The sequence below is a fragment of the Mesorhizobium sp. M1E.F.Ca.ET.063.01.1.1 genome, assembly GCF_003998155.1.
Taxonomy (GTDB): domain Bacteria; phylum Pseudomonadota; class Alphaproteobacteria; order Rhizobiales; family Rhizobiaceae; genus Mesorhizobium.
Genome location: NZ_RZSC01000086.1, coordinates 1 through 14,164, shown reverse-complemented (window position 1 = coordinate 14,164; position 14,164 = coordinate 1). Strand labels below are relative to the sequence as shown.

The 14,164-nt window shown below is 66.8% G+C and carries 9 protein-coding genes; all 9 read right to left on the bottom strand.

Going from position 1 to position 14,164, the window contains the following annotated elements; genetic code table 11:
• Positions 1–2,991, bottom strand: a 2,991-nt coding sequence (gene addA / locus EOA29_RS09810; protein ID WP_127220823.1) for a double-strand break repair helicase AddA, incomplete at its 3' end; no start/stop codon positions are given.
• The gene (addB, locus tag EOA29_RS09805) at positions 2,988–6,107 is read right to left on the bottom strand and encodes a double-strand break repair protein AddB (protein ID WP_126090861.1); all 3,120 of its coding nucleotides are present in this window, start codon (positions 6,105–6,107) and stop codon (positions 2,988–2,990) included. The genes addA and addB, both read right to left, overlap by 4 nt.
• Positions 6,104–6,826, bottom strand: coding sequence for a nucleotidyltransferase family protein (locus EOA29_RS09800; protein WP_126090860.1), 723 nt, complete (start codon positions 6,824–6,826; stop codon positions 6,104–6,106). Before EOA29_RS09800 ends, addB begins: the two co-directional genes overlap by 4 nt.
• Entirely contained in the window at positions 6,823–8,334 is a 1,512-nt protein-coding gene (tsaE, locus tag EOA29_RS09795; protein WP_126090859.1) for a tRNA (adenosine(37)-N6)-threonylcarbamoyltransferase complex ATPase subunit type 1 TsaE, read from the bottom strand. The genes EOA29_RS09800 and tsaE overlap by 4 nt, the downstream gene beginning before the upstream one ends.
• 6 nt (positions 8,335–8,340) lie before the next feature.
• A complete protein-coding gene (locus tag EOA29_RS09790; protein WP_127220822.1) occupies positions 8,341–10,908 on the bottom strand; it encodes a PAS domain-containing sensor histidine kinase in 2,568 nt (855 codons plus the stop codon).
• Positions 10,909–11,096: 188 nt separating this feature from the next.
• Positions 11,097–12,497, bottom strand: coding sequence for an adenosylhomocysteinase (gene ahcY, locus EOA29_RS09785; RefSeq protein WP_126090857.1), 1,401 nt, complete (start codon positions 12,495–12,497; stop codon positions 11,097–11,099).
• 340 nt (positions 12,498–12,837) lie between these two features.
• Positions 12,838–13,134 carry an HPr family phosphocarrier protein gene (locus tag EOA29_RS09780; RefSeq protein WP_126090856.1) on the bottom strand — a complete coding sequence of 99 codons (297 nt, stop codon included), beginning with the start codon at positions 13,132–13,134 and terminating at the stop codon, positions 12,838–12,840.
• Positions 13,131–13,532 carry a PTS sugar transporter subunit IIA gene (locus tag EOA29_RS09775; protein WP_126090855.1) on the bottom strand — a complete coding sequence of 134 codons (402 nt, stop codon included), beginning with the start codon at positions 13,530–13,532 and terminating at the stop codon, positions 13,131–13,133. The genes EOA29_RS09780 and EOA29_RS09775 overlap by 4 nt, the downstream gene beginning before the upstream one ends.
• Positions 13,533–13,697: 165 nt before the next feature.
• On the bottom strand, positions 13,698–14,159 hold the full coding sequence (locus EOA29_RS09765) for an HPr kinase/phosphorylase (protein WP_126090853.1): 462 nt from the start codon (positions 14,157–14,159) through the stop codon (positions 13,698–13,700).
• Positions 14,160–14,164: the final 5 nt, after the last annotated feature.

Below are 14,164 nucleotides of genomic sequence, written 5' to 3'. Positions count from 1 at the left end.
GCTAGGCTCGGCCTCGGCGTCGAGCACCGGCGAGCGCGTGTCGGGCAGGGCCTCGGTCGATTCGTCGATCAACGCGGAGGCGCCGGAGGGCGAAAGCGGCCGCGGCAGGTCCTCATAGGGCGGCAGCGGCCGGAACAGGTTTTCCGGCAACGGCTCCGCATGCTCGAATGGCGCTGCCTTCTCGCCCTCGGTCAACGCCATGGGCGGCAGCTTCGTCATATGGAAGCGATGCACGGCCACATCGGCCGTCGCCGGATGCCGGCGCTCCACGCTTTCCGGCGCGCCCAGCAGCGCCCGGCTGACGATCGAATGCCAGGTGCCGGTGCTGGGTTGCCGCTTGCCGTGATAGCCGCAGACGATCAGCCGGTCCTCGGCGCGCGTCATGCCGACATAAAGCAGCCGCCGGTATTCATCGTCGGCAAGCTCCCGCGCCCGCGCCGAGGCCGCCCGCGAAACGCCATTGGCGACGTCGCTGGCCGAGCGCCAGAGATAGCCCTTGCCCTTCCAATGTTGGCCCGAGCCTTCGAAGGCCATCAGTCGCGGCAGATGCTGGTCGTTGAATGGCGCCGAGCCGCCATCGACCAGGAAAACCACCGGCGCCTCCAGGCCTTTCGCGGCATGCACGGTCATGACGCGCACCTCGTCGCGCGTCTGGTCCATCTCGCGCTTGATCTCGGGGCCGCTGTTTTCCAGCGTCGAGAGGAAGGATTCCAGCCCCGGCAGGCCGGTGCGTTCCTCGGTCAGGCAGAAGCTCAGGAACTCGTCGAGGATGTCGCCGGCTTCCGGCCCGAGTCGCGCCTTCATCCTGCGGCGCACGTGGTCGCGCGCCAGCACAGCGGCATAGAATTCGAACACCGGCTTGAAGGCCACCTCGTTCGCCCAGCCATCGAGCCGGCTGACGATCGCGGACAGAGCCTCGTCTGCGGCCGCACGCTGCCTAAGCGATGCGATCAATGACTGGCCGGGCGGCCGCTCGCCGGCGAGCGCCAGCAGGGTCTCCTCGGAGACATCGAAGATCGGACTGCGCAGCACCGCGGCCAGGGACAGGTCGTCCTCCGGCTGGATCAGGAAATGGCCGAGCGCGATAAGATCCTGCACGGCGATATGGCCGGGCAGGCTAAGTCTATCGGCGCCGGCCACCGGGATCTGCCGGTTTTTCAGGCTGCGCGACAGCGCATGCACGAAGCGGTCACGCTTGCGCACCAGAACCAGGATGTCGCCGGCCGTCACCTTCCTTCCCTTGCCTTCGATGACCTCGCCGTTGCGCAGCCAGTCCTGGATGGTCGCCGCCACATGCTCCGCCACGCGCACGGCCGGCGCGCTGGCATGGTTGACCGGCAGGGTCCAGTCGTCGGGCTCCTCGACCGCATCAGCGCCGATCGAAGGCCACACCTCGACATAGCCCGGCGCGTCGGTGCGGATCGCCTTGTGGCTGAGCGGATCGGGGTCGTGGCTGATGCCGCGCCGCACACCTGGCTCGGCAAAGACGCAGTCGACGGCGGCAAGCACGTCGTCGCTCGAGCGGAACGACCAGGTGAGCTTGAGGTCGGCGAAGGCGGCCTCGGCGTCGCGCACGCGCCCGGCAAACAGAAGCCGGCTCTCGGCGAAGGAATCGGGCGCGGCTCCTTGAAAGGAATAGATCGACTGCTTTTCGTCGCCGACCGCGAACACCGTGCGCTTGACCGCCTCGCGCTGGCCGAGCCCGGCGAAGAACTCTTCCGTCAGCTTCTTCACCACTTCCCATTGATCGGGACTGGTGTCCTGCGCCTCGTCGAGCAGGATGTGATCGATGCCCTGGTCGAGCTTGAACTGCACCCACGGCCCGGCATCGGGCCGAGACAAGAGACTGACCGTGCGGGTGATCAGATCGTTGAAGTCGAGGAAGCCGCGGCCGCGCTTCAACTGCTCATAACGCGCGATCAGCCAGCCGGCGACGGTGAGCGCCGCCGCCGTGCCTTCGAGCATCCGGAACAGCGCCAGCCGGTCCGATACGTCGAGAATCGCCTTGGCTGTCGCGAGATAGCGCTCGGGCAGGTCCGGCAGCCGGTCGACCAGCGCCTTCTTGAAGATCTTGGGTGGGTCGTAGGGGTCGCCGTCGGCCTTGAGAAAGGCCTTTGCCAGGAGCCGCAACCGGCGGGTCGGGTCGACTTCGGCGAATGCGCCTCGTGCATAAGGGATAACGTTGTTCAGCACTTGCCGTGCTTCGGTAGCTTCGGCGGCATGCGCGAACTCTGCGAACTGGCCGGGCGCGAAGCCCGGCAGCGGCCAGATGGAAGCGGCGGTGCCGTCGGCCGTCTGGCCGGGTCCGAAGCCGAATTCGGCGAACAGCGGCCGGAAGTCCCGGCTCTTGCCGAGCTTGGCGATGAAGCCGCGCAATTCATCGCGCTTGCCGACGATTTCGGTGAGCAGCGCGTCGAGCCCGAATTCGCCGCCGCGCTCCAGGACCGTGGCAAAGGCCTCCGCCAGGCCTTCGACGCCGGCGCCGGCGCCCGAGATCATGTCGCGGCGGGCGTCCGCGAACAGCGAGGCCTCCATCTGCGGATCGAGCATCTCGAAATGCGCGGGGATGTTGGCTTCCAGTGGGAACTGGTGCAGCACCGATTCACAGAAGGCGTGGATGGTCTGGATCTTCAGCCCACCCGGCGTTTCCAGCGCCTCGGCGAACAGCCGGCGCGCGCGGCGCATGGTGTCGCGGTCGGCGCTGCGTCCGTCGAGCGCCGCGATCCTCGCCGCAAGCTCGGTGTCGGGCAACGCGGTCCATTCCGACAGGGTCGAGAATACGCGGTTCGACATGTTGGCGGCGGCCGCGCGCGTATAGGTCAGGCACAGGATCTTCGACGGATCGGTGCCGTTGAGCAAAAGCCGGATGACGCGCTGCGCCAGCACATGCGTCTTGCCCGAGCCGGCATTGGCCGAGACCCAGGCGGAATTTTGCGGGTCGGAGGCGCGCGCCTGGCTGGCGGCGGTATCGGAGGGGATCGGATATCTCATCCTTCCGCCTCGTCTTCGCTTGCGCCACCGGCCGACCATTCGAGCACGCGGGCCAGATGATCGTAGTCGCCGTCGGCCTCGCCCTCGCGGAACGGCAGCGCGCGCGACAGATAGCCGGTCGCAGGATCGGCATAGTGGAACAGCAGCCGCTCAAGCCGCGCCCAGGCTTCCTCGGCAAGCTCGTTGGCGGTCTTCGGCTTGCGGTTGTATTCGAGGATCGATTCCTCGAACACCTCGCCGTTGGGCTTCAGCCGCACGAAGGCAAGCTGCGAGGGCTCGCAAATGCCGAGCTCCTTGAAGGCGCCGCGTCTGAGCAGCGCGCCTTCGAGCGCGAGCTGCGGCGACAAGAGCGTATGCGCCTGCGCCTTCGAAGGCGAGGAGCCGGTCTTGTAGTCGAGGATATCGGCCATGCCGCCGGCGAGCAGGTCGACGCGGTCGGCATAGCCGGAGAGCGTGACGCCCGTGCGGCCCACGACTGTCTTCTCCGCGCGCTCCTCGGCGTAACGTTTGGCGACGGCCTCGGCGCGGGTATGCTCCCATTCGATGATGTTGGCGGCCAGCTTTTCGAAGCGCGGCCACCACACGGCCTCGATGTCGGGCGGAAGCGCTGCGTCGGCAAAGCAAGCGCGGCCGGCATCGACAAGCGCCGCCAGCGCGCCCGGACTTCTAGGATCCTCGACCCGGCGCGAGAACAGGTGCAGGATTTCGTGGAACAGCGTGCCGCGTTCGGCAGCACCCGGATCGCGGATCACCGGGTCGAGCGGCATCAGGTTGAGGATGCGCCGGGCATAGACCGCATAGGGGTCGCGGCGCAGCGTCTCGATCTCGGTGACCGAGAAATGCTGCGGCCTGAGCCGCAGCGGCGGCTTTGGCTGCGGGCGGGCCGCGAACTCCTGTTTCTCGCCGGCGTCGAGCGTGCGGGCCCAGGTCAGCAGCACATCGCCGCGCCGGCCAAGCGCCGCCGCCTGATCCTCGCCGATGAAGGTAAGGATGCGCTGCAGCCAGCGCGACGGCACCGCCGGTGCGTCACCCGATCGCGCCGAGCGCGTCAGCACTACCGTTTCAGCACCCATCGCCATCTGGAAATCATGTGCCGCAAGGCCGATGCGCCGCTCCGGCGGCTCGAGGTCGATACCGGTTTTCATAAGCCGCGACATGAAGCGGTCGCTCTCCGGCTTGCGCGGCCACACGCCTTCGTTGAGCCCGCCGATGACGAGCGTGTCGACGCTCTGCAGGCGGGCCTCCAGCGCGCCCCAGATGGCGATGTTGCGGTCGGTGCCTTGCGCCGGCTTGACCGTTTCCGGCGCGATCAGCGCTTCCATCACGTCCGGCCATTCGCCCGCGGCGAAGGTGAAGGGCGAGGAGGCGGCGACCAGCCCGCGCAACAGTTCCGCAAGTTTCTCGCCGGCATCACCGGCATAGAGTTCGCTCACGCTGCCGTCGGCCGCGCGGCCCAGGCCTTCAAGCGCCACGACGCTCGCCCGTGTCAGTGTTGCGATGTCCGCATCCTTCCCGCCGCGCATTGCCGTGAGCGGGGAGAGCGCGTCGGTAAGACGGCTAAGCATACCCCGTGCCTGCTCGATGCCGCGCACGGTGAGGCGCGGAAACCAGAAAGGGTGACGACGTTCGCCGCCGAGCCCAGCGAGCCGCGCCTCGAAGAGTTCGTCGAGTGTGACGACGTCAGGTCGGCCTGTCCCCCCGCGCAGCGCCACCAGTTCGACGAGCTCGGCTGCCCTGCGCACGGCCTGGCGTTCGAGGCCGAGGCCGAGCAGCGGATGCTTGAGCAGCGACAACAGGCCCACCGGATCGCCCGGCCGGAACGCGGCTTGCAGCGCGAGCCTGAGCAAGCTTGCCGCCGGCGTGTTGGCTAGTGGCATGCCGCCGGAATCGTCGGCGACGACGCCGAAGCGCAGAAGCTCGGCCGAGACCCGCCGCGCCAGCGCGCGGTCGCCGGTGACAAGCGCCGCGCGCTTGCCCGGCACGTCCACGGCTCGCTTCAGCGCGATCGCGATCGCCGCCGCTTCGTCGCGCTCGTTTGCCGCTTCCACCAGCGTGACGCCGCCCAGCGCCTGCTCGACATCGTTTGCCGCAAAACGTGGCCGCGTTTCCGTCCAGCGCTCGGTGGTTTCGGCCGGCCGCAGCGCTTCGCCGACAAGCGCGGCACGCAGCGAAAGGGCCCTCGTCGCCGTGCCGATTTCCTCGGCGTCACGGCGTTGGACGCCAATGCCGCGGATCAGCTTGGCGAGACCATATTGCGGGTGGCCGAGCGTCGCCGGACGCGCGCCGGGGGCCGTTATCGCGGCGAAGGACGCGTCGTCCAACTCGCGGTCGAGACCTGGCAACACAACGGCGCCGTTGGGCAGCCCTGCGATCACGGCGAGCAGTTCGGCGGTGGCCGGAATGGAGCCGGTCGAGCCGGCGGCGACCACCGGCCCGGCCGGCGGATTGCGCTTCAGCCGCGCCGCCTCCAGCCGGATCAGCGCGCTGCGGTGCGCGGCGGGATTGGAGCGGTTGCGTTCCTTGAGGAACTCCGGCCAGTTGTCGGTGACGATGCCGAGGAAGTCGAGCGTCACCTGCCACCAGCCGGCGAGGTTGCCGGTGACCAGCGTCGCAAGCTTGGCCCAGTCCGTGCCCTCGGTTTCGATCTCGTCCATCAGCCGTGCGAGGTCGCGCGCCAGCCAGATGGCGTCGGCGGCCGAGGTCGGCACGACGAATTCCTCGTTGAACCGCTCCCTGACATGCCCCGGCAGGCTTTCCTTCCAGGCGCGCACCAGCGGTGCCAGCAAAAGCAACCGCTCCTGCGCGGCGATCGGCGGCGCGAGGTCTACTGCCGGCGCTGCCTCGGCCTCGAAGGCGGCCTCGTCCTCGTCGAATTCGCCGAGCGGACGGACGGTCGGCAAAATGGCCGAGCGCCTGCCGAGCACGTCGACAAAGGCGCCGCGCAACGCGCGCGCCGCGCGCCGCGTCGGCACATAGATGGTGGCGTCGGCCAGCGCCAGCGGGTCGCCGTCGAAACGGAAACCGGGGATCAGGCGGCCGTCGAGCAACGCCTCCGCGAGCGTCGGCAGGAACGGCGCTCCGGGCGGGATGGAGAGGACGCGGCGCGAGCCGCTCATACCGCTTTCGCTAGCGCGCCGGCGACGGCCGCCTCGGCGGCCGGAATGGCGTCGGGCGTGCCGACGGTGATCCAACGGCCTCTCATCGCCATTCCGAACAGCCGGCCGGCGGCGATCGCCTTGTCGAAATAGACATTGAGAGAATGTGAGCCCGTCGGGGCGTCCTTGAAAATGCGCGGATGGATGATCGCCGCGCCGGCATAGATCAGGCCGGCCGGATCGCCCTTCGAGCGCCGCAAGGCACCGTCGGGCGCCACCAGAAAATCGGTGCCGACACAGTGTCCTGTCGCTGAGTCGAGATCGGTGAGCATCAGCAGAATATCCATTCTGGCAGCGTCCCATGCAAGGGCTAGGCGCTCGAGGCTGGGCTCGCCGCTGTCGATCCAGAAGGTGTCGGCATTGATGATGTAGAAGGGCTCGCTGCCCAGCAACGGTAACGCCTTGACGATGCCGCCCGCCGATTCCAGCAGGGCTTCGCGCTCGTCGGAAATGACGATCTTCGGTGCGCGCCTATGGGCGACATGGGCGATGATCTGCTCGGGCAGATAATGCACGTTGACGACGGCCTTGCCGACGCCGGCGGCTTCCAGGCTGTCCAGCCCCCAGTCGAGCAAGGTCTTGCCGGCGATCGTCACCAGCGGCTTCGGCATCGTGTCGGTGATCGGCCGCATGCGCTTGCCGAGCCCGGCGGCAAGCACCATCGCGGTCTTCGGCTTCATGGCGAGCGTTCCTCCAGCAGGCCGTGGGTCCTATAGAATTCCTTCAGGCTGCCGAGCGCCGGATGCGCCAGCGCCCGCCTCAGATAGTCGCGGATGCGCGGCAGGTGTTTTAGATAGTAAGGCTTGCCGTCGCGCTTTTCGAGCCGCACGAAAATGCCGAGGATCTTCGAATTGCGCTGCGCCGCCATGATCGCATAGGCCTCGGCGAACCCGGCTTCGTCGAACGGACCCGAGGCGCGCCGCGCGGCAACATAGGCCTCGACGGTCCGCCGCTCGATCGCGGGCGAGACGGTGACGCGCGCGTCCATGGCTAAAGAGGCGACGTCATAGGCGGCCGGACCGATCAGCGCGTCCTGGACGTCGACGATGCCGAGCCGGTCGAGGCCAGAGCGCTCTGCGCGCCAGATGATGTTGGGCGAATGGAAGTCGCGCAGCATCAGCGTATATTCTTGGCCCTCGAGCCGGTCGAGCAAGACGTTCCATTCCTTGTGATAGCCGGCTCGCAAGGCGTCGCTTGCCGGCTTGCCGGTAATCCACGGCACATACCAGTCGACCAAGAGGTCCGCCTCGATCAGCATGGCGTCGCGGTCGAAGGGCGGCACGTCGTGGAACACGCCGGGCGCGGCCTCCATGCGGTCTGGCCAGGCCTTGCCGTGCATCATGGCGAGCAGCTTTCCCGCTGCTTCGTAGCGTTCGGCGATGGGCTGGCCGTCGCTGCCGAGAAAACCTTCCGAGCCGAGATGCTCGATCAGCAAAAAGCCCTGGTCGAGGTCCTGCGCGTGGATCACCGGCACGCTGACGCCGCCGGCAAGCAGCGCCCGGTCGATGGCGACGAAGGCGGTGACGGATTGCGCCGTGTGGGCGATCACCGCATAGGGCTTGCCGTCGCGCACCGGCGGGCCGAGCACCAGCCGCGGCGAATTCATCAGCACGCGGGGCGCCTGACCGGGAAGCGAGACGATCTCGTAGGAGCGGGCGGAAGCGTCGCCGACGAAATGGCGGCGGCTCGCCTCACCCCATCCGGCGGCGGCCAGAAAATCGCGCATCGCGAGCGATCTCGCCACGCGCTCGAATGCGGGTCCCTGCCCGGAGATCCTTGCCGAGCGGCCAGTGCCTTTCTCGGCAAGCTCGACCTGGAGCGCGTTTGCCGGCAGCCGGTCTTCGGCCCGCTCCGGCCATTCGACCAGTGCAGCGCCTTGCGCCAGCGCGTCATCGAGGCCGAGCTCATCGAGCTCGTCCGGCGAGGAGAGGCGGTAAAGGTCGAAATGGTGCACGGGTATCCGCGTCTCGTAGCTCTGCACCAGCGTGAAGGTCGGGCTCGGCACTTCGAGGGCGGCATCGTCGGCAAGCGCCCGGATCAGGGCACGGGCCAGCGTCGACTTGCCGGCGCCGAGATCGCCCTTCAGCGCGATCGCGTCACCGGCGCGCAGCGCCATGGCGAGGTCTTCGCCAAGCCTTGCCGTCGCCGCCTCGTCGGCGAGAAAACGTTCCAGCGCAGTCTCTGCCAAAGCTTGCTACTCGGCCGCTTCACGGATGCCGCCCGACGGCGTGTCGGGGAAGGTGCAGATGACCGTGGTGCCCTTGTCCATGCCGGTCTCGATGCGCACGGTTCCGCCATGCAATTCGACAAAGCTCTTGACGATCGACAGTCCGAGCCCGGCGCCGCGCCGGCGGCCGCCATTGGCGCGCGGCTCGAAGCGGCGGAAGACCGATTCCAGCACGTCCGGCGGCATTCCGGGCCCGTCATCATGCACGGAGAATTCCACGCCTTCGGCGAGCTGGCGGCAGGTCAGCGTGATCGTGCTCGCCTCCGGCGCATAGTTCGCCGCATTGCTCAAGAGATTATAGAGGATCTGGCGGACACGGATCTCGTCGCCATGGAAGCTCTTCGGCGCCAATGCCGCGTCGACCCTGAGCTTGATCGAGTGCTCTTCCAGCCGGTCGGCGACCAGCTCGGCGGCCGCCGCGATGGTCCTGTCGATGCTCATTTCGGAAATGTCGAGCTGCATGATGCCGGCATCGACCGTCGCCAGGTCCAGTATGTCGTTGACGATGGTGAGCAGCACCGAGGACGACGAGCCGACATGCTCGACATATTCGCGCTGCTTCGGCGTCAGCGGTCCGGTCGAAGGCAGCGACAAGAGCTCGGTGAAGCCGATGATGTTGGTCAGCGGCGAGCGCAACTCGTAGGAGACATGCTGCACGAACTCGTTCTTCAACTGGTCCGATCTCTCCAGCGCCTCGTTCCTGTCCTTCAGCGCTCGCTCGACATTGACGGTGTCGGTGACGTCGACGAAGGTCATCATCACCTGCCCGTTGGGCAGATGGATCACGGCGTAGCTCAACACCGTGCCGTCGACAAGTTCGGTCTGACCATGGCGATCGCGGCGCTCGTCGTCGAAGCCGGTGATGGCGGCCACGAAACCGCCCCACGGACTGTCGGCCGCCCGCTGGTCGCAAAGGTCGCGGATCGCCGAGACATGCACGTTCGGCTTGATCGCGTCCGGCGCCAGCCCCCACAACGCGATGAAGGCGGGGTTGGACAGGCGAAGCCGGCCGTCCGGTCCGAACACCGCCACGCCCTCGGCGAGATTATCCAGCGTCTCGCCCTGCACCCGCACGGCGGTCCGGTAGCGGCTTTCGAGATCGATCTTCTCTGTCAGGTTCTCGAACACCCAGGTCACGCCGCCCTTGGGCTGCGGGTTGGCCACCACGCGGATCGTCTTGCCGTCCGGCAGGTGCCACCAATGCTCCTGCGATTCGACGGCGCGGTAGGCGCCGAGCAGGTTCTCCTTCCAGCGCCGCCATTCCGGCTGCTCGGCGATCTTGCCTTCGCTGCGCAGCCGGTCGAGCAGCAGGGCGTTGTCGGGGGCGCTGTGCAGGAAACCGCTGTCCAGGTTCCAGAGTTTCTGGAACGCCTGGTTTAAGAAGCGCAGCTTCTCGTCCGTGTCGAAGATCGCCACGGCCGTGTTGAGCTGGTCGAGCGTGTCGGCATGGCTGCGCACGGTCCGCTCATATTCGGCGCGGATCGTCTCGATGGCGCTGATGTCGCAGGCAAGGCCCGCCGAGCCGTCGGCGTCGGCGAAGTCGGTCACCGCGAACATGCGGCGGTCGCCCTCGATCACCGTCGACAAAGTCTGCTCGAAGACGGGGCGCGACTTGTGCTGCTCGGCTATCTGCTCGCGCGCCTGGCCGCCGAGAAATTCCTTGGCTTCGCGGACGGCAGCCTCGACGCTTCCCGCCTCCACCGCTTCGGCGTAGGCGCGGTTCACCCATTTCAGCCGCCCGTCGGCCGCGCGCAGCCATGCCGGCATCTTGAGCGCATCGAGCAGGCCGAGCATGGTGTCGTAGTCGGTGCCGAGCCGCTGGTTCTCGATCTTCAGCCGGGCCTGGTTGCGCAGCGTTTCCGACAGCGAGATGAAGCGTACCAGCACATGCGCGGCGCTCTTGCGGCCGTGCACTTCGAGCGGCATGCCCGCCTGCGTCTCGATGACGAGGTCGAAGGCCTTCGATCCGTCGCGCAGGGCGGCTATGGCATTCTCCAGCGCCGCGGCCGAACGCGGCATCAGCCAGCGGCCGAAGGCGAGGAAGGCGGACCTCTCATCGGGTGCGCCGCTTTCCAGCGGCAGGCTGCCGATGAGCTCCGGCTTCTTGTTCTCCGAGGTCCAGACGACGACGCGCTGGTCGCGCAGATTGAGCAGCGCGTCCGAGCGCTGAAGAGCCGCGTTCACGTCGGCGATCCGGGCTCTGAGCTCGACGTTTTGCGCCGCGGTGCGCGCCCGTTCGCGGATCAGGAAGATGGCGGAGACAAGTGCCGCGCCCATGACGCCGACGAACATGGCAAGCTGCATCACCTCGACGGTGCTGACCGCCGGTGCCGTCTTCTGCGCGATGCCTGTCTCGGCATGCGCCGCAAGGCCAAGCAGCGGGCCGGCAAGCGTGGAGGCGGCAAGAAGCGTGCCCAGGCGCGCGCCGGCGCGCCATCGAAAGCCTCCGCCTGACGCGGCGGAGCCGGTCTTGATCGAATCCTCGTGGCCGCCGGAAACGGCCGTTCCCGCGCGTGGCGGGTATTCCCCCGGCATGTCTTGGTCCTCTTCGCCGCTTGAATGCAAGACCGCCCTGAATGCGTCCCCGGCCCATCTGTCCCCGGACCGCGAATCACAACAATAACGCCTGCCGGAATCGGCGTGAAGAATCATGGGCGCAAAAAATGAAGCCGGGCGGAAAGTCAACACCCGGCTTCAATATATTGTAGATATTTTCGCTTTGGTTAATAGCGGTAGTGTTCCGGCTTGTATGGCCCCTGCGGCGTCACGCCGATATAGGCGGCCTGTTCGCCCGACAGCTCCGTGAGCTTGGCGCCGAGCTTGTCGAGATGCAGCCGCGCCACCTTCTCGTCGAGGTGCTTGGGCAGCACATAGACCTGGTTCTGATACTGGCCGTGCTTGGTGAAGAGTTCGATCTGCGCCAGCACCTGGTTGGTGAACGAGGCCGACATGACGAAGCTCGGATGGCCGGTGGCGTTGCCGAGGTTGAGCAGGCGGCCTTCCGACAGAAGGATCATCCGCTTGCCGTCCGGGAAGGTGATCAGGTCCACCTGCGGCTTGACGTTGGTCCATTTCAGGTTGCGCAACGACGCCACCTGGATCTCGTTGTCGAAGTGGCCGATGTTGCCGACGATCACCATGTCCTTCATCGCCCGCATATGGTCGAGCGTGACGACGTCCTTGTTGCCGGTGGTGGTGATGACGATGTCGGCGGTGGGCGCCGCGTCTTCCAGCGTGACGACCTCGAAGCCATCCATCGCCGCCTGCAGCGCGCAGATCGGGTCGACCTCGGTCACCTTGACTCGGGCGCCGGCGCCGCGCAGCGAGGCCGACGAGCCCTTGCCGACGTCGCCATAGCCGCAGACCACGGCGACCTTGCCGGCCATCATCGTGTCGGTGCCGCGCCGGATGCCGTCGACCAGCGATTCCTTGCAGCCGTACTTGTTGTCGAACTTCGACTTGGTGACGGAATCGTTGACGTTGATCGCCGGAAAGGGCAGCAGACCCTTCTTCTGCAACTGATAGAGACGGTTGACGCCGGTGGTCGTCTCCTCGGTGACGCCGCGGATCGCTTCCCTTTGTTTGGCGAAGAAGCCCGGCGAGGCTTTCATGCGCTTCTTGATCTGGGCAAACAGGATCTCTTCCTCTTCGCTGCCCGGATTGGACAGCACGTCCTCGCCCGCTTCGGCGCGGGCGCCGAGCAGGATGTACATCGTGGCGTCGCCGCCATCGTCGAGGATCATGTTGGAGGTACCGCCGTCGGCCCACTGGAAGATCCGGTCGGTGTAGTTCCAATAGTCCTCGAGCGATTCGCCCTTGATGGCGAAGACCGGAATGCCGGCCTCGGCGATCGCCGCCGCGGCATGGTCCTGGGTCGAGAAGATGTTGCAGGAGGCCCAGCGGATATCGGCGCCCAGCGCCTTCAGCGTCTCGATCAGCACCGCCGTCTGGATCGTCATGTGCAGCGAGCCGGTGATGCGCGCGCCCTTCAGCGGCTTCTTGTCGCCGAACTCCTCGCGGCAGGCCATCAGGCCCGGCATTTCGGTTTCGGCGATCTCGATCTCCTTGCGGCCCCAGCCGGCAAGCGAGATATCGGCGACCACATAGTCCTTGCTACCCGTCATGGCAGTGCTCCGGTGTGATTGTCTTCAAAAGCGCGCCGGCGCCGGGACGGCGCATGGAGGGGCGCGGATTGCCGGCCTGACTAGCAGATCGGCCGCCAAACGACAATGGGATATAAAGAAATCTTTATTCGTGCATGTCTTCAGGAAGCGCGAGATGGGAGGCCAGGGAACTAGTTCCCCCGACCAGGGATTTTGAAAGGTTGCCGTTCCGTGAAATCGGCGCAAACGCCGGGGATTGGTTGAAGACGCCCCGACGGGGTGGGCGTTTCGGCCAATCTCCAAGGCATGCCACCTGCCAACGCAAACAGAGCCGACCGGTCAAAATCCCTGTGCTGAGGAACTAGATTTCCTCGCCGAAGCGCGAGGCGACCAACTGCTCCAGCGCGTCCAGGGCCGGGCCGGCTTGCGGGCCGATGGCGGTGACGCGGATGGAATAGCCAGGGCTTGCCGCCAGCATCATGAGGCCCATGATCGACGTTCCGCCGACTTTCACCCCATCCTTCTCGACATGGATGGTGGCATCGAAGCCGCTGGCGACCTGGACGAATTTGGCCGAAGCGCGGGCATGCAGGCCGCGCTGGTTGACGATCGGGAACTCCCGCACCACCTCGTCCCTTTCCGGCGCCTGGGCATTCATTTGCTGCTCAGAAGCTGGCTGGCGACGTTGATGTACTTGCGCCCCGCGGCCTGCGCCTCGTCGAGCGCGGCGGTCATGTTGTCGCCCTTGCGGACCGAGGACAGCTTGATCAGCATCGGCAGGTTCATGCCGGCGATCACCTCGGTGCGGCCGGATTCCATCACCGAGATCGCGAGGTTCGATGGTGTGCCGCCGAACATGTCGGTGAGCACGATGACGCCGGCCCCGGTATCGACGCGCGCGACCGCGTCGACGATGTCGGCCCGGCGCCTCTCCATGTCGTCATCGGCGCCGATCGCCACGGTCTCGAAATTGTCTTGTGGCCCCACCACATGTTCTACGGCATGCCGGAACTCGGTGGCGAGTTGACCGTGCGTCACGAGCACGAGTCCGATCATTCGTTGGTGGCTCCCGTCATCGCCGCTTCACAGGCGTATCTTATGTTCGCCAACCATTCCAGGCGGCGGGAGCGCTATCTTGTCGACGTGCGGCCGGTTGACAAGCCCAAAATTGCTCCGGCCTGGGCCATTTTGACGCATTGCAGCAAAAAACCCGGAACCGGATCACGAAAAAGGCAGGATCGACAGCCGCGCCATCACCGCCGGCAAAGCCGTGGCGGCGTTGCGCTCGGCAAGATCGACGCGCGGCACCGGACAGCCCGCGACCGGCTCGCTGATCTCTTCCTGGAAACGGGCCATCTCCGGCTTCGGCACCAGCCGGATATGGAGGTCGATCACGCCGCCCGGCTCAAAGGGCAGCGGGCTCGGAATGAAGCCCGGCACCTCGGCGAGGCCGGCGATGGCGGCGGGCGCCCGGCAGACCAGCCGCCCGTGGTGTGAGGCGGCAAGCAGCCTGTCGTCACTGATCAGCCGCGAAAACAGCCCGCGCGCCCGGCAATGGTCGATAAGCGTCAGCGCCAGCGTCGTCTTGCCGACGCCGGACGGCCCGGTGATGAGGACGCCGCGGTCGCCGATGAGGATCGCCGTTCCGTGGATGTTTTCAGGCTTCACCGCAGGGTCGGGCATGAGCG